Genomic DNA, 15878 nt, shown 5'->3' on the forward strand with positions numbered 1-15878 from the left:
GGAAGGTAGACGACCGTGCGAGTGCTCAGGACCGTTCGCGGAGACGTGCCGCTGCAGGACGTGGGCCACATCCAGCCCCACGAGCACGTGCTCTCGAACATCGGTGGCACGTCCACCCAGCAGGGCAGCGCGATCCCCTCCATGGAGGAGATCCGCCTGGACAACTACTACGAGATCCGCAGGCACCACAGCGCCTTCGACATGGTCGTGAACGACGTCGACGACGCCGTCGAGGAGCTGTCGGCGTACCGGCGCCAGGGCGGCAGCGCCATCGTCGACGCCACGAGCGTGGGGCTCGGGCGAGATCCCGAGGGCCTCGTGCGGGTTGCCGAGCGCACCGGCCTGCACATCGTGATGGGAAGTGGCTACTACCACCACGACTACCACCCGCCCGAGCTCGCCGACCGCTCCCGGGAGGCGATCGCCGCCGAGATCCACGCCGACGTCGTCGACGGCGTGACCGACGGCGTCCGGGCCGGGCTGATCGGCGAGATCGGCCTCGGCTGGCCGGTGCACGAGGCCGAGGCCCGGGTCCTGAGCGCGGCGGTGGACGCGCAGCGCGCCACCGGCGCCGCGCTGATGGTCCATCCGGGGCGTCACACCGAGGCGCCCGCCGACGCCATGCGCAGGATCATCGCCGACGGTGGAGACACGCAGCGAGTGATCATGAGCCACATCGATCGCACGCTCTTCGAGCTCGACGCGATGCTCGCGCTCGCCGACACCGGCTGCTACCTGGAGTTCGACCTCTTCGGCCAGGAGTCGAGCTACTACCCGCTGGCGGACATCGACATGCCCAACGACGCCACGCGCGTCGACCACCTCGTGGCGCTCACCGAGCGCGGCCACGGGGACCGGCTCCTGGTGTCCCAGGACATCTGCGTCAAGTCCCACCTCCAGAAGTACGGCGGCGAGGGCTACGGGCACCTGCTGCGCAACGTGGTCCCGCTGATGCGCCGCAAGGGCTTCGACGACGACGCGATCCACCGCCTGACGGTCCGCAACCCCCTCGAGGTCCTCGGGATCGCCGCATGAGCGCCGAGGACACCGCCGACGCGGTCGACCAGCTGACCGATCGGCGCCCCGGCACCCGTCGCCCCCTCCTCGGCGCCGCGGTCGGGACCTTCATCGAGTTCTACGACTTCGCCGTCTACGCCCTGACCGTGCCGATCGTGGCCGCGAGCTTCTTCCCGCCGGGCGACGCCGCGGTTGCTCTGATCTCCGCGTTCGCGGTCTACGGCGTCGCGTTCATCGTCCGGCCGCTCGGCGGTGTCGTCTTCGGCGCGATCGGCGACCGCTTCGGGCGACGCCGCGTCCTGATGCTGGTGCTGACGCTCATCGGCGTCGCCACCGCGCTCATCGGCGTGCTGCCCACCTACGAACAGGTCGGCCTGCTGGCACCACTGCTGCTCGTGGCGTTGCGCGTCGCACAGGGGCTGTCCGCGGGCGGCGAGGTCACGAGCGCCACCTCGTTCGCGCTCGAGCACGCACCCGGCCACCGCCGCTCCACCTGGATCACGACCGTGGTGGCGATGTCCGCGGTGTCGTCGATCGTCGGGCTGATCGTGGTCCTCGGGCTCGGCGCCGCGCTGCCCGAGGCGGCGTTCGCCGCATGGGGATGGCGGATCCCGTTCCTGCTCGCCCTCCCGCTGAGCCTGGTGGGTCTCTACATCCGGCTGCGCACGGACGAGAGCCCCGCCTTCGAGAGGGCTCAGCGGCGCAAGGCCCTCAGCGCCACGCCCGTCCGCGAAGCACTCGCACGGAACGGCCGGGCGGTCTTCGCCGCCTTCGCGTTGGCGGCGATGAGCGCACTCGCCTTCTACTACCTGGTCGGCTACTTCCCGACCTATCTCCAGGTGAACGCAGGCCTCTCCCGGTCGGACGCCTTGCTCAGCAACGGCGTCGCCCTGGTCGGTTTCACCGCGTGCCTCATCGTCGCCGGTTCCATCGGCGACCGCGTGGGCCGGCTCCCGATGATCAGGATCGGCGCCTGCCTCCTCGTGGTGACCAGCCCACCCGCATTCCTGCTGGCCGGCAGCGGCAGCGTGGCCGCGGCGGTGGCGGGACAGCTGCTGCTCGCCCTCGCGCTCTGCGTGTTCGGCGGCGGGAGCTACGCCGCATTGCTCGAGGTCTTCCCGACCCGCACCCGGTTGAGCGGGGCCGCACTCGGTTACAACGCCGGTTACGCGCTGTTCGGGGGCACGGCACCCCTCCTGGGCAGCGTGCTCGTGACCTGGACCGGGAGCCAGTACGCGCCCGGCTACTACCTCGCCACGGTCGCGCTGCTCGTCCTGCTCTGCACCTTCCGCCTGCCCGAGACCAAGGAGACCGACATCCATGCCTGAGCTCGATGCGACCAGCGGTGCGGGGGTCGTCGACGCTCGCGTGCGCCTCCCACTGGACCGAAGGCCGGCGCAGGGACGCCCGGCGGCCATGGCCCGCCAGCAGTACGACGACGTGCTCGACATGAGCGCCAAGGTCGCTGCCGGGACGACCGAGGCGCTGATGCGCCAGCTGCACGAATCCGGCGTCACGCGCGCCGTGGTGCACGCGGAGAACGAAGGCGACGAGGACGTCGCCGCCCTGAACGCCGCGACGGCCGCGTTCGTGGCAGAGCACCCGACGATGCTGTCGGGGTTCGGAACGGTGACGATGCCGCCACCGACGGCCGGCACCGGGGCCCGCGAGGTGCGGGAGTGCGCCGCGGCCGGGTTGATCGGGGTGAACATCCAGCCCGCGTTCTTCGGCATGGACACGATCGACCGGCGCCTCTATCCGGCGTACGCCGCGGCCGAGGAGTCGGGCCTGGCGGTGGCGCTGCACACCGGGATCAACTACTCGCGGGTCTACCCCATGTCGCACGAACGCCCCGCGTTCCTCGACCAGGTCGCGTGCGACTTCCCGGACCTCACCCTGATCGCCTGTCACGGTGGCTGGCCGTGGGTGGCCGAGTACTGCGCCGTCGCCCGCAGGCACCCCACCGTGATGCTGGAGCTGGGTGGTCTGGCCCCGAAGTACGTGATGCGCCCCGGCACCGGATGGGACGTGCTCGGCACGCTGGCGGGCACCCTGCTCCGGGACCAGGTGCTGTTCGCCACCGACTGGCCGATCATGGATCACGTCCGCGCGCTGCACGAGTGGCGGGCGAGCGGGCTGCGGCCGGACGCGGTGGAGGCGATCCTGGGCGGCAACGCCCGCAGGCTCCTCGGCGGGCCCGGGCTCCGATGCCCCGCTGAGGTGCCGGCGTGACCGCTGACAGCGGTTCACTCGTCCACGCCGTTGCGTTCAGCGGAACGCTCTCGACGGTGTTGCGCGACGCCGCAGACCGCTGGGGGCCGCGGACGGTGCTCTACTGCGACCGGCGGCGGCAGCAGTCGAGCTTCGCCGAGTTGGACGAGCTCGCCGATCACGTCGCATCGGCGCTCGGCAGCCGCGGGATCGGCGCCGGGAGCCGGGTCGCGATCATGTTCCACAACGACCTCGAGTTCCCGGCGTGCTGGCTCGGCATCGCCCGCGCAGGCGCCGCAACCGTTCCGCTGAACGTGCGCCTCGGCCCGGCCGACCTCGCCCACGCCGTGGCGGCGGCACGGCCGGCGCTGATGATCGCGGACGAGGAGTTCTCCGACGTGCTGGCGAGCGCGCTGCCGCTGGTGCCGGAGGCGGACCGTCCCACGAGCCTGCTGATCCGCGTCGGTGCCGCGGCGGGCGGGCTGCGCGAAGAGCTGGCCGCGCCGGAGCCGTCGGCCGCGGCCCCATCCGGTCCTGGATCCGGCGCCGCGGACGGGCCGTGGCCGGAATCGACCGCCAACGTCCAGTTCACATCCGGGAGCACGGGGCTGTCGAAGGGCTGCCTGCTCTCCCACCGGTACTGGATCGCCATCGGCGAGGCGATGCGGCTGCACGGCCCTCGGCTCCACAGCGACGACGTGCTGCTCACCGCGCAGCCGTTCTCCTACATGGACCCGCAGTGGAACCTCGTCGCGGCGCTGCTGACGGGCGCCCGACTCGTCGTGCTCGAACGGTTCCGCTCGAGCACCTTCTGGCCCGCCGTCCAGGAGCACGGGGCGACGTTCTTCTACTGCCTCGGGGTGATGCCCGCGATGCTGCTGCGCACGCCCGCGCGCGAGGGCGAACGTGATCACCGGGTCCGCTACATCGCCTGCTCGGCCATCCCCGCCGGTCGGCACGCCGAGCTCGAGGACCGCTTCGGAGCACCCTGGTACGAGCTGTACGGGAGCACCGAGACGGGCGCGGACGTGCTCGTGGAGGCCGACGAACACGACCTCGCGCTGCGCAGCGGCACCATCGGCCGCGCCCTCCCGCACCGGGAGGTCCGCATCGTCGACGAGCGGGGTGCTCCCGTCCCGCGCGGCACGGTGGGCCGCCTCCTCGTGCGGGGGACGGCGTTGAGCGACGGCTACCTCGACGACGGCGCGGGCTCGTCCGCGGGCACCGGCTGGTACGCGACCGGAGACCTCGCCGTGCAGACCCCCGACGGGTACCTGCACTTCCGGGGCCGCGAGAAGGACATCATCCGCCGCAGCGGCGAGAACGTCTCCGCCGCCCAGGTCGAGGAGGTCGTGCAGGCCCACCCCGCGGTCCGGGTGTGTGCCTGCGTCCCCGTCGCCGACGAGATCCGCGGCGAGGAGATCAAGGCCTACGTCGTGCCCGTCCCCGGGACGGCCGTCGAGCTCGCCGACCTGATCGAACACACGCGCACGCAGCTCGCCTCCTTCAAGGTGCCGCGCTTCTGGGAGCTGCGCACCGGGCTACCGCTGACCCCGTCGGAGAAGGTGGCCAAGGCCGAGCTGCGCAGCGAGCCCGTCGAGTCGCTCGGACCCTGCTACGACGCGGTGTCGGACCGTTGGCAGGAGCACGTCGCGCCGCTGCCACCGGCGTCGCTCCGGTAGGACCTCAGCCCCAGGCCGCGCGGACGGGGTAGCCGGCGGTGCTGATCCGGCGCGCGACGGCGGCGAGCACCACCACGATCGCGACGGCGCACGCGATCACCACGGCCGCGGGCCGGTCGTTCACCGCGATGCCCACGTTGGCCCAGATGACGGCGAGCGCGAACGGCACCACCGCGGTGCCGGACAGCACCGCCCAGGACACCACCGCGGTGACGGCGAGGAGCACCACCACGGCGGCGATCGTGGACAGCGCCCCCGTGCCCGGCAGGCCGATCCACACGCCGGTGGCCGCGGTGCCCAGCGGGGTGGCCATGGAGACCCAGCCCGCGTAGAGCGCGACGGTGCCGCGCGCCACGATGCGCTCCCCCAGGCTCTCGGCGGGTGTGTGGCAGTAACGGCCGAAGACGAGCGCGACGCTCAGCAACAACCCGATGATCATCAGCTCCGCGAGCGGCAGCCAGCCGGCCGCGAACGACAGCACCCAGCCCATGTTGAACACGGCGGAGGCCGCCAGCCACCACCCCGTGGTGCGGTGGACGTGGCGGGCCCGCTGGTCCGGTAGCGCCTGGAAGATCGCGTAGCCGATGAAGCCGGCATAGATCAGCGTCCACACGGCGAACGCCCACCCGACCGCGAGCAGCGGGGTGGGGTAGTCACGTGCGACCGACCCGATCGCGTCGCCTGCCGTGGCCGCCACGACGACCTGTGCGATCGCGAGCAGCGCCACCACGACGTTCCGTACGAGATCGGTCCGGGTGGGGCCAGGCGAGAGGACCGTCATGCCCCCATTGTTCCTCGTCCGAGCCAGGACGGCTGGCGCTGCGCCGAACGGGTCACGCCAGCCGACCCGCCCGGCCTCAGACCGCCACGCGACCGCCGTCCACGGGCAGCACGACCCCGTGCACGAAGCTCGCCCGCTCGGTCACGAGGTACACGATCGCCTCGGCGATCTCCTCCGGCGCGGCCGGACGGCCCGCGGGCCCGCCCTTCGCCAGTTCGTCGAGCGCCTCACCCATGGCGGCCGTGCCCTCCGTGCGGGTGGGTCCGGGGCTGACGGCGTTGACGCGCACGCCGCGCGGGCCGTACTCGGCGGCCCACGACTTCGTCAGCAGCACCATCGCCGCCTTGCTCGACCCGTACAGGCCCATCCCCGCCGCGCCGAACTCGGCCACCATCGTCGTCACGTTGACGATCGCGCCCCGGCCCCGCTCGGCCATCGCGGGCGCCAACGCGGCCACGAGGAAGTACGGCGCCTTGACGTTCAGGGCGAAGACCTGGTCGAACTCCTGCTCGCTGGTCTGCTCGGTCGGGCCGAAGGGGAAGACGCCCGCGCTGTTGACCAGCACGTCGATCGGTCCGGCCAGCTCCTGCGCACGGGCGGCGAGCGCCCGCGCCGACGCGTCGTCGCGCAGGTCGGCGGCCACGAAGTCCGCCTTCCCACCCGCCGCCCGGATCTCGGCCACGACGTGCTCGCCCCGGGCCGCGTCCCGCCCGCTGATCACCACGTGGGCACCGAGCCGCGCGAGCGCGACCGCCGTGGCGCGCCCGATACCGCTGTTGCCGCCGGTCACCAGCGCCGAGGTCCCCGTCAGTTCGGACATGATCACTCTCTTTCCGTCGCACGTCCTGGACCTTCCGTGCAACTCCGGCGGGCCGGGCCGATCCTCCGGCTCGTTCCTCGACCCGCTTATGCCCGCCATAAGCGCTCAGGGCGCCGGGAGAGCGGCCACCAGCCTCCCGAGATCCCTGCGGTGCGAGTCGGCGCGCCACGCCGCCCAGGTCCGCCGCACCAATGGGCTGCCCACCAGCGGCGACCACGTGACGGTGGCCGGCACGGGGACGGGCCAGCCCGGCGGCGCGAACGCGAACGCACCGCCGGCGCTCACGGCTGCGACCTTCACCTCGGGGATCAGCGACTGGCCCTCCGGCGCCCGGGCTGCGGGGTCGAGCCCGTGGCTGCGCATCACGGCGGCGATCTCGTCGTACCAGGCCGGGCTCCCCGAACGCGGGAAGCCGATCCAGTCCATCCCGGCCAGCGCGTCCAGCCGCACGCCACCGGGCCCGGCGACGGCCGGCGCCTGCTCGGCCGCGAGCAGCACCCCCAGCGGCTCCTCGAGGACCAGCGCCGCGTCGAGCTGACGGCCGGACGGTCGCTCACGCAGGAGACCGAGGTCCAGTTCACCGGCCCGGAGCGCGTCCCGCTGCGCCGCGGTGGACAGGTGGCGCAGCTGAGTGCGGGTGGCCGGGTGGGCGTCCCGCAGCGCGGCCAACGGCCCGGACAGCAACCCGACCGGCAGTTCGAGCGGCACGCCGATCCGCAGCGCCTCGGCCCCGTCGGCCAGGTGTCGCGCCATCGTGGCCACCGCCTCGTCGTGGCGGGCCAGCACCGCGCGGGCCTCGGCGAGCAGGGTGCGCCCAGCGTCTGTGGGCTTCACGCCGGTGCTGCTGCGCACCAGCAGCGGCACACCCAGTTGGCGCTCCAGCGCGGCGACGGTCTGGGAGACGGCCGGCTGGCTCACGTGCAGCCGGCGCGCCGCCGCCGACAACCCGCCCTCCTCGACCACCGCGACGAACCCGCGCAGCTCCCGCAGTTCCATCCGCTCATGGGACCACGCCCGTCGGCGGCGCTACCGCAGCAGCAGCGCGTCGAGCCGCCGGGCCGCGACGACCACGCCGAACGCGATCATCACCGCGAAGTAGGCCAGGTGGCCGAGCAGCCCGACGTGCACGACGCCGGTGGTGAGCCCGCGCATCAGCTCCACCGCGTGGTAGAGCGGCAGGCACTCCACCACGATCTGCAGCCAGCGCGGGTAGACCGAAAGCGGGTAGAAGGTGGTGGAGAACAGGAACATCGGCAGCACCACGAGCGTGACCAGGTCGAAGTCCTGCCAGGACCGCATGAACGAGGTGGCGGCCATCCCGACGGCCGCGAACGCGAACGCGACGACCAGCGCCGCCGGCAGCGCGAGCAGCGCCCACGGCGACACCAGCAGCCCGAAGCCGCCCATCACCGCGAGGAACCCCAGCGAGTAGATGCCGCCGCGGATGAGGGCCCAGCCGATCTCGCCGAGCGCGATGTCGACCGGGCCGAGCGGGGTGGCGAGCATCGCGTCGTAGATGCGGCCGTACTTGAGCTTGAAGAACACGTTGAACGTGGAGTCGAACACCGCGCCGTTCATGGCGGACGCGGCCAGCAGGCCCGGCGCGATGAACGCGGCGTAGCTCAGCGGGGCGCCGTCGGGGCCGGGCAGCGTGCCGACCATCGACCCGAGGCCCTGCCCCATCGCGAGCAGGTAGAAGAACGGCTCGAAGAACCCCGACACGAACGCGATCCACGACCGGCGCGACGCGGTGGCGGAGCGCAGCAGCAGCGCGTGCGACCGGCCCGCGTAGCTGCCCGCGGGCATCAGGAAGCGCACGAGCGCCGCGGAGGTGGGCGGCCGCCGGCCGGCCGCGCGGTCGACGGCCGTCACGGCTGCAGCCTCCGCGTGAACAGCCGGGTGGCGAAGAACGCGCCCAGCCCCAGCAGCGCGAGCAGGAACGCGGTGTGGCCGAGCGCGGGCAGCGGCTCCCACCGGTCGAGCGCGGCCGCGCGGGCCACCTCGGTGCCGTGCCAGAGCGGCGACACCCAGGCCACCGGCTGCACCCACGCGGGCAGCCGGTCGACCGGGAAGAACGTGCCCGAGAACAGCGTCATCGGGATGACGACCAGCCGGAAGAGCACGCTGAACGCCGCACCCTCGTTCTCGAGGGTGGCGGAGAACGCGGTGACCGGTGCCGCCACGGCCGCGCCCGTGAGCACCGCGACGAGCAGCGCCACCACGATCCCGGGGCTCGCCACCCCGCCGAACAGCGCGATCACCAGGACGTACACCGCACCCGCGCCCGCAGTCTTGAGCGCCACCCAGGTGAGGTGCCCCAGCGCCACCTGGGCCGGGGAGACCGGGCCGGCCGTCATGCCGTGGTAGTGGCGCTGCCACTTGAAGCCCGACAGCACCGGGTACGACGACTCGAACGCCCCCGTCTGCACCGCCGAGACGGCCAGCAGGGCGGGCGCGAGCCACACCAGGTAGGTGTGGCCGCCGGTGGCCGCCGCGACCCCGCTGCCGCCCTGCACCAGCGCCCCGAAACCCACCCCGAACGCGAGCAGGAACAGCAGCGGCTGCAGCACGGACGACACCACGGTGGCCCGCCAGTTGCCGCGGTACCACACCCAGGCGTGCTCGACGACGAGCAGCACACCGCGCACGGCACCGGGGGCGCGGCCGGTGGAGCGGGCGACGCGGGCCGGGGCGCTCATTCCACCAGGCTCCGCCCCGTGAGCCGGAGGAAGACGTCCTCCAGCGTGGAGCGGCGCACGAGCGCCGACAGCGGCCGGTGGCCCGCGCCCGCGATCGCCGCCTGCGCCCGCTCGCCGTCGGCGGTGTAGAGCAGCAGCCGATCGGGCAGCTCCTCGATGCGCTCGACGTGGGGGGCGAGCACATCGGCCGGCGGCGCCGCACCGGGCGGGAACCGCAGCTCCAGCACCTCCCGCGTGGAGTACCGCTCGATCAGCTCAGCGGGCGAGCCCTCCGCGACGATCAGCCCGTCGTCCATGACGACGAGGCGGTCGCACAGCTGCTCGGCCTCGTCCATGTAGTGGGTGGTGATGATCTGCGTGACGCCCTCGCGCTTGAGCCGGTACAGCCGCTCCCACAGCAGGTGGCGGGCCTGTGGGTCGAGCCCGGTGGTGGGCTCGTCGAGCAGCAGCAACTCGGGGTCGTTGACCAGCGCCCGCGCGATGGTGAGCCGGCGCTTCATCCCGCCCGAGAGCGGCTCGACGGCCGCGTCGGCGCGCTCGGACAGCTGCGCGAACTCCAGCAGCTCGGCGGCCCTGGCGCGCACGTGGGCGCGGGAGAGCCCGAAGTAGCGCCCGTACACCTCGAGGTTCTGGCGCACCGACAGCTCCTGGTCGAGGTTGTCCAGCTGCGGAACGACCCCGATCCGGGCACGGATGCGCGGCCCGTGGACGGACGGGTCCATGCCCAGCACCTGCAGCTCGCCCGCCGAGCGCGGGGACACGCAGGCGATCATCCGCATCGTGGAGGACTTCCCCGCGCCGTTGGGCCCGAGGAACCCGAACACCTCGCCGCGCGCGACGTCGACGTCGATGCCGCGCACGGCCTCGAACTCACCGAACCGCTTGCGCAGCCCGCGCGCCTGGACCAGTCCGTCCCCCACGTCGAGCACGCTAGCCGGATTCCCCGACAGAAGGCGTGGTGCTCAGTCGAGGCAGAACTCGTTGCCCTCGGGGTCGGCCATCACGATGTGGCCCGCGCCGAGCGGGGGTTCGGGCTCGTGGCGCCGCAGCCGGGTGGCGCCGTGGCCGGCCAGCCGCTCGGCCTCCGCCTCCAGGGCCGCCATCCGCGCGTCGCCCTGCAGCCCCGGGGCGGCGCGCAGGTCGACGTGCACGCGGTTCTTGACCTGCTTGCCCTCCGGCACGCGCTGGAAGAACAGCCGGGGCCCCGAGCCGTCCGGGTCGACCACCGCCGAGGCGTCGTTGCGACGCTCGGGCGGCACGCCGAACGCCTCGAGGGCCTCCTCCCACGTCGCGAAGCCCGGCGGCGGGTCCTGCACCCGGTACCCCATGGCCTGGGCCCAGAAGGCGGCCAGTGCGGCGGGGTCGGCGCAGTCGAACGTGATCTGGACGTCGCGGGCCACCTCAGCTCCCCTCCCGCCGGGTGTGCAGGTACAGGTCGCGCAGCAGGCACACCTCGGCGAGGTGGTGGATCACCTCGCGGTTGATGTGCAGCACCAGCGCCGACAGGGGCCAGTCCGCGTACGGCCCCTCCGCGGGCCCGCACGGCCGGGTGAGGCCCTCCTCCCCGAGGGACTCGACGCCCGCGGTCCAGGTGGCGTACTCCGCGTCGAGCTGGGCGAGCGCCTCCGCGGCGGTGGCCGCGTACTCGAACGACTGGTAGTCGGTGGCCGGGCGGCCGAAGTGCGAGGCGTTGCGCATGGCGAGCACGCCGACGATCACGTGCCCGAGCCGCCACGCGATCGTGGTGAACGGCGCCGGATCGGGCGGCGGGAACGCGAAGTCGATGGTCATCGCTGCGCCACCGGCCTGCACGGGAGCGGTGCCGGTGCCGCGCGGGCGGACGTTCCACGCGCCGGGCACCGGCTCCCGGAAGTACTCGTCGTCGGTGAGCCCGTCGAGGCGTTTGCGCAGCTGGTGGTCCCAGTGCCAGGTCAGCTGGTCACGCAGCTGGTGGTTCCACGTCTGGTCGGTCATGGGGACAGCGTCTCGCAGATAGCGGACAGGTACGTTCCGCAATTCGTGGAACCATCGCGGACATGACCGTCGAGGCGACCACCGAGCGGGTGCTGCGGCTCCTCGCGCTGCTGCAGCGCAGGCCGTCCTGGACCGCCGCCGAGCTGGCCGCGGAGCTCGGGGTCACCGACCGGTCGGTGCGCCGCGACGTGGAACGGCTGCGCGCGCTGGGCTACCCCGTGCACGCCACCGCGGGCGTCGGCGGCGGGTACGCGCTCGGGGCGGGCACCCGGCTGCCCCCGCTGCTGTTCGACGACGAGGAGGCGATCTCCACGGCGGTGTCCCTGCGGCTGGCGTCGGCGGGCACGGTGGCCGGGGCGGGCGAGGCGGCCCTGCGGGCACTCGCGAAGCTCGATCAGGTGATGCCACCCCGGCTGCGTGCCGAGGTGCGGGCGGTGCACGGCGCCACCGAGACGCTCGTCGGCCCCGGCGTCGTGATCGACGCCGAGCTGCTGGTGACGCTCGCCCGTGCCTGCCGCGACGCCGTCCGCGTGCGGTTCCGGTACGCCGGGCGGCACGGCGTGGAGCGGGAACGCACCGTGGAGCCGGTGCGGATGGTCACCACCGGCCGCCGGTGGTACCTGATGGCCCACGACGTCGACCGCGACGACTGGCGCACGTTCCGGCTCGACCGGATGCGCGACGTCGTCGCGACGACCTGGCGGTTCCGGCCGCGTGAACACCCGGACCCGGTGGCCCACGTGCAGCGGGCGGTGGCCGAGGCGCCCTACCCGCACGTGGCCCGGGTGAGGTTGCGCGCCCGGCCCGACGAGGTGCGGGCGCTCGTGCCGCCCCAGGTGGCGCGGGTGGAGGACGACCGCGACGGCTGGTGCCTGCTCGTGGTGGGCGGGGTCGACCTGGAGTTCCTGGCCCTGCACGTCGTGCGGCTGGGCTTCGAGGCCCAGGTGCTGGAACCCCCGGAGCTGCGGGAGGCCGCCGCGCGCCTCGCCCGGCGTATGACGGCGCTTGCCAATAAGTAGACCGATCTCTATATTTTTGCGTTGTGCGGGTCCACCACCTCAACTGCGGCACGATGCGTCCCTTCGGCGGCCGGTGGGTGAGCGGGCGCGGGCCCGTGCTCACGACCGCCGAGATGGTCTGCCATTGCCTGCTGGTCGAGGCCGACCACGGGCTGGTCCTCGTCGACACCGGGTACGGGCTGGACGACGTGCGCGCCCCGGACGCCTCGCTCACGAGGTCGTTCCGCCGGATGTCGCGCCCGGTGCTCGCGGAGTCCGAGACCGCGGTGCGGCAGGTCGAGGCGCTCGGCTTCCGCGCCGACGACGTCCGGGACGTCGTGCTCACCCACCTCGACCTCGACCACGCGGGCGGGCTGCGCGACTTCCCGCACGCGCGCGTGCACGTCCTGCGCGCCGAGCTGGAGGCGGCAGGCGCGGCGCGCACGTCCGTCGAGCGCACGCGCTACCCGGAGGCGCAGCGCGCCCACGGGCCGCGGTGGGTCACGCACGACCCCGACGGCGACGAGTGGTACGGCTTCTCGGCCGTCCGGGAGTTGCCCGGCGTGCAGGCGGAGATCCGGCTGGTGCCGCTCATCGGGCACACCGTGGGCCACACCGGGGTGGCCGTGCGCCACGGCGATGGCTGGCTGCTGCACGCGGGCGACGCGTACTTCCACCACGACGAGATGCGCGTGGACGGCCCCGTCTGCCCGCCCGCCCTGCGCTACATGCAGGCGCGGATGGAGACCGCGCGGGGGCTGCGGCTGGCCAACCAGGAACGGCTGCGGGAGCTGGTGCGCGGCCACGGCGACCGGATCGCGGTGTTCTGCGCCCACGACCCGGTGGAGCTGCGGTCGCGGCAGCGCGTGCCGGTCAGCTGAGCCGCAGCTGGAACCAGTGCTCGTCGCGCAGCTCGTCGCCGATCCGCAGGGCGTCCGGGAACAGGCCGACCTGGGTCCAGCCCTGCTTGGTGTAGAAGTCGGGCAGCCCGGTGCCGCCGCGCGCGGAGAGCAGCAGCTGCTCCAGTCCGATCGCGGTGGCGTGGGCGACCACCGCGTCGAGCAGCGCCTTGCCCCACCCCCGGCCCTGCAGGTCGGGGTGCACCATCAGCCGCACGACGTCGGCGCGGTGCCGGGTGGTGGCCTTGGCGCCGCGCCGCAGGAAGACCGCGCCGACCAGCTCGTCGCCGTCCTCGAGCACGAACAGCTGCGCACCACCCGCCCGGACGTCCTCGATCGCCTGCTCGGCGGCCTCCCGGATGTCCTGCTCCGGCGCGTCCGCCGCGAACCCGACGGCCCCACCCGCCCGGGTCACGGCGGTCCACAGCGTGCCGAGCGAGATCGCGGTGTGCGGGCCGACCTCGGTGACGAGGCGCGGCGCGGACGTCACAGGTTGGGGAACCAGAGCTTGATCTCCCGGGCGGCGCTCTCCGGCGAGTCGGAGCCGTGCACCAAGTTGTACTGGGTCTCCAGGCCGAAGTCGCCGCGGATGGTGCCCGGGGTGGCCTTCTCCACCGGGTCGGTGCCGCCTGCGAGCTGGCGGAACGCCGCGATCGCGCGCGGGCCCTCCACCACGGCCGCGAGCACCTTGCCGGAGGTGATGAACTCGAGCAGGTCGCCGAAGAACGGCTTGCCGTCGTGCTCGGCGTAGTGCTGCTCGGCGAGCTCGCGCTCCACCGTGCGCAGCTCGAGGGCGACGACGTCGAGCCCCTTGCGCTCGATGCGGGAGATGACCTCGCCGATCAGGCGGCGCTGCACGCCGTCGGGCTTGACGAGGACCAGGGTGCGTTCAGTCACGCGGACGAGGGTATCGGCGGCCCCGCGTCAGGGCTCACGCACCTGCTGGCTCGGCAGCTCGCCGCGCTCCATCTTGCCCACCAGGTCGCGGCGCAGCAGCAGGATCCCGCCCCAGACCAGCGCGAACACCACGCCCATCACGCCGAGCGCCGGGACGAGCAGCCCGCAGAGGATCATCACGGCCTGCAGGGCGAGCGCGAGCCACAGCCCCCACGGCCGCCGCTGCAGCCCCGCCGCCACCACCATCGCGACGGCGAGCGCGGAGATCACCGTGACGCCGAACGCGGTGGCCCCCTCGCCGAACTTCGGCAGCACCAGCAGGGCGAGCGCCACCACGATGGCCTCGAGCGTGAGCGTGGCCGCGTAGACGCCGCGCAGCCCCTTCATCGGGTCGGGAGCGCTCATGCCGGGTCCTTGCCGAAGATCGTGCGCACCTCGCCCGCGGTGACCACGGACCCGGTGATCACGACCCCGACGCCGGACTCGCCGCCCTCCTCCGCGAGCTCCTGCGCCTGGTCGACGGCCTCACGCAGCGACGGCTCGACGCTCACGCGGGCGGAGCCGAACACCTCGACGGCCAGCGCGCCCAGCTCGTCGGGGTCCATCGCGCGGGGCGAGGAGTTGGCGGTGATCACCACCTCCTGCAGCACCGGCTCCAGCTCGGCGAGGATGCCGCGGACGTCCTTCTCCCGCATCACGCCGAGCACGCCGACGAGCCGGGTGAAGCGGAACTCGGTGGTGAGGGCGGCGGCGAGCGCACGGGCGCCGTGCGGGTTGTGGGCGGAGTCGGCGAGCACCGTGGGCACGCCCTGCCCGGCCGCCAGCCGCTCCAGGCGACCCGGCGACAGCACGCCGGCGAACGCCGCCCGCACCACGTCGGCGTCGATCGGCTGATGCGGGCCCGCGCCCACGAGCGCCTCCGCGGCGGCCAGCGCCAGCGCCGCGTTGTTGGCCTGGTGCTCGCCGTGCAGCGGGAGGAAGACGTCGTCGTAGGTGCCGCCCAGCCCTTGCAGCACGAGGCGCTGCCCGCCGACGGCCAACTCCCGCTCGCGCACGCCGAACTCGGCACCCTCGCGCGCGACCTGCGCGTCGACCTCGACGCACCGTTCCAGCAGCACGTCGGCCACCGCCTTGTCCTGGGCGGACAGCACCGCCACGGCGCCGGGCTTGATGATCCCGGCCTTCTCCCGCGCGATGCCGAGGACGTCGGTGCCGAGGTACTCGGCGTGGTCCAGTCCGATCGGGGTGATCACCGCGACCGAGCCGTCGGCCACGTTGGTGGCGTCCCAGCGCCCGCCCAGGCCCACCTCCACGATCCCCGCCTCCACGGGCGCGTCGGCGAACGCGGAGAACGCCATCGCGGTGAGGACCTCGAACTTGGAGAGCGCCGTGCCCTCCTTGAGGTCGACGAGCTCCACGAACGGCTTCACGTCCCGGTAGACCTGCACGTACTTCTCCGGCGTGATCGGCCGGTTGTCGATGTTGATGCGCTCCGTGGCCCGCTGCAGGTGGGGGCTCGTGTAGCGCCCGGTGCGCAGCCCCACCCCGGTGAGCAGGGCGTCGACCATGCGCGCGGTGGAGGTCTTGCCGTTGGTGCCGGTGAGGTGGACGACCGGGTAGCCGCGGTGCGGCTCGCCGAGCACGTCGACCAGCGTGGTGATCCGGTCCAGCGACGGCTCCATCACCGTCTCCGGCCAGCGCCGGTTGAGCTCCTGCTCCACGGCGAGGAACTCCGCGTAGCCCCGCGTGGAGGACTGGGCGGGCACCACGTCCGGCGTGTCGCCGCCGCGGATGGCATCGAGGACGTGCGCCACCACCGCGTCCTCGGGCGTGGAGAGCTCGCCCTCGCCCTCGGGTCGCTCGTCGCGCTCGTCGGTCACACGTGCGAGTCTACGAGCCG

18 protein-coding genes are annotated in these 15878 nt (G+C 73.4%); 6 read left to right on the top strand and 12 right to left on the bottom strand.

Features of this window, described 5'->3' with window-relative positions:
- The first annotated feature begins 45 nt into the window (after positions 1–45).
- From ACFPL3_RS05470 to ACFPL3_RS05485, 4 genes are read left to right on the top strand one after another with little or no spacing between them, the layout of a single operon-like run.
- Entirely contained in the window at positions 46–1035 is a 990-nt protein-coding gene (locus tag ACFPL3_RS05470; protein WP_343943910.1) for a phosphotriesterase family protein, read from the top strand.
- The gene (locus ACFPL3_RS05475) at positions 1032–2345 is read left to right on the top strand and encodes an MFS transporter (protein ID WP_343943909.1); all 1314 of its coding nucleotides are present in this window, start codon (positions 1032–1034) and stop codon (positions 2343–2345) included. The genes ACFPL3_RS05470 and ACFPL3_RS05475 overlap by 4 nt, the downstream gene beginning before the upstream one ends.
- Complete coding sequence (locus tag ACFPL3_RS05480; RefSeq protein ID WP_343943908.1) at positions 2338–3249, top strand: amidohydrolase family protein; 912 nt, start codon at positions 2338–2340, stop codon at positions 3247–3249. The genes ACFPL3_RS05475 and ACFPL3_RS05480 overlap by 8 nt, the downstream gene beginning before the upstream one ends.
- Positions 3246–4910: an AMP-binding protein gene (locus tag ACFPL3_RS05485; RefSeq protein WP_343943907.1), complete on the top strand. Its 1665-nt coding sequence runs from the start codon at positions 3246–3248 to the stop codon at positions 4908–4910. Before ACFPL3_RS05480 ends, ACFPL3_RS05485 begins: the two co-directional genes overlap by 4 nt.
- 4 nt (positions 4911–4914) lie before the next feature.
- Here the strand turns inward: ACFPL3_RS05485 and ACFPL3_RS05490 are convergent, their stop codons facing one another.
- The 8 genes from ACFPL3_RS05490 to ACFPL3_RS05525 form a co-directional block, all read right to left on the bottom strand.
- Positions 4915–5691, bottom strand: a complete 777-nt coding sequence (locus ACFPL3_RS05490; RefSeq protein WP_343943906.1) for a hypothetical protein — start codon at positions 5689–5691, stop codon at positions 4915–4917.
- 76 nt (positions 5692–5767) lie between these two features.
- Complete coding sequence (locus tag ACFPL3_RS05495; protein ID WP_343943905.1) at positions 5768–6511, bottom strand: SDR family NAD(P)-dependent oxidoreductase; 744 nt, start codon at positions 6509–6511, stop codon at positions 5768–5770.
- 105 nt (positions 6512–6616) lie between these two features.
- On the bottom strand, positions 6617–7507 hold the full coding sequence (locus ACFPL3_RS05500) for a LysR family transcriptional regulator (RefSeq protein ID WP_343943904.1): 891 nt from the start codon (positions 7505–7507) through the stop codon (positions 6617–6619).
- Between the two features lie 30 nt (positions 7508–7537).
- Entirely contained in the window at positions 7538–8317 is a 780-nt protein-coding gene (locus ACFPL3_RS05505) for an ABC transporter permease (protein ID WP_343943921.1), read from the bottom strand.
- A 62-nt stretch (positions 8318–8379) separates the two neighbouring features.
- Positions 8380–9210, bottom strand: a complete 831-nt coding sequence (locus ACFPL3_RS05510) for an ABC transporter permease (RefSeq protein WP_343943903.1) — start codon at positions 9208–9210, stop codon at positions 8380–8382.
- Complete coding sequence (locus ACFPL3_RS05515) at positions 9207–10130, bottom strand: ABC transporter ATP-binding protein (protein ID WP_343943902.1); 924 nt, start codon at positions 10128–10130, stop codon at positions 9207–9209. The genes ACFPL3_RS05510 and ACFPL3_RS05515 overlap by 4 nt, the downstream gene beginning before the upstream one ends.
- Before the next feature lie 42 nt (positions 10131–10172).
- Positions 10173–10610 (bottom strand): VOC family protein, encoded by a 438-nt coding sequence (locus ACFPL3_RS05520; RefSeq protein ID WP_343943901.1) that lies wholly within the window; start codon positions 10608–10610, stop codon positions 10173–10175.
- Position 10611: 1 nt separating this feature from the next.
- The gene (locus tag ACFPL3_RS05525; RefSeq protein ID WP_343943900.1) at positions 10612–11184 is read right to left on the bottom strand and encodes a DinB family protein; all 573 of its coding nucleotides are present in this window, start codon (positions 11182–11184) and stop codon (positions 10612–10614) included.
- Positions 11185–11246: 62 nt separating this feature from the next.
- Here ACFPL3_RS05525 and ACFPL3_RS05530 point away from each other — a divergent pair, with 62 nt between their 5' ends.
- The gene (locus tag ACFPL3_RS05530; RefSeq protein WP_343943899.1) at positions 11247–12203 is read left to right on the top strand and encodes a helix-turn-helix transcriptional regulator; all 957 of its coding nucleotides are present in this window, start codon (positions 11247–11249) and stop codon (positions 12201–12203) included.
- 23 nt (positions 12204–12226) lie between these two features.
- The gene (locus tag ACFPL3_RS05535) at positions 12227–13063 is read left to right on the top strand and encodes an MBL fold metallo-hydrolase (protein ID WP_343943898.1); all 837 of its coding nucleotides are present in this window, start codon (positions 12227–12229) and stop codon (positions 13061–13063) included.
- Here ACFPL3_RS05535 and ACFPL3_RS05540 read toward each other — a convergent pair.
- From ACFPL3_RS05540 to ACFPL3_RS05555, 4 genes are read right to left on the bottom strand one after another with little or no spacing between them, the layout of a single operon-like run.
- Complete coding sequence (locus tag ACFPL3_RS05540) at positions 13056–13571, bottom strand: GNAT family N-acetyltransferase (RefSeq protein ID WP_343943897.1); 516 nt, start codon at positions 13569–13571, stop codon at positions 13056–13058. The two genes, ACFPL3_RS05535 and ACFPL3_RS05540, sit on opposite strands and share 8 nt — an antisense overlap.
- Positions 13568–13978 carry a nucleoside-diphosphate kinase gene (gene ndk / locus ACFPL3_RS05545; RefSeq protein WP_075950494.1) on the bottom strand — a complete coding sequence of 137 codons (411 nt, stop codon included), beginning with the start codon at positions 13976–13978 and terminating at the stop codon, positions 13568–13570. Before ndk ends, ACFPL3_RS05540 begins: the two co-directional genes overlap by 4 nt.
- Positions 13979–14005: 27 nt before the next feature.
- Complete coding sequence (locus ACFPL3_RS05550; protein WP_343943896.1) at positions 14006–14383, bottom strand: DUF4233 domain-containing protein; 378 nt, start codon at positions 14381–14383, stop codon at positions 14006–14008.
- Positions 14380–15858, bottom strand: coding sequence for a bifunctional folylpolyglutamate synthase/dihydrofolate synthase (locus tag ACFPL3_RS05555; RefSeq protein ID WP_343943895.1), 1479 nt, complete (start codon positions 15856–15858; stop codon positions 14380–14382). The genes ACFPL3_RS05550 and ACFPL3_RS05555 overlap by 4 nt, the downstream gene beginning before the upstream one ends.
- Between the last annotated feature and the right edge of the window lie 20 nt (positions 15859–15878).

The sequence above is a fragment of the Pseudonocardia zijingensis genome (assembly GCF_042657305.1).
GTDB classification, from domain to species: domain Bacteria; phylum Actinomycetota; class Actinomycetes; order Mycobacteriales; family Pseudonocardiaceae; genus Pseudonocardia; species Pseudonocardia zijingensis.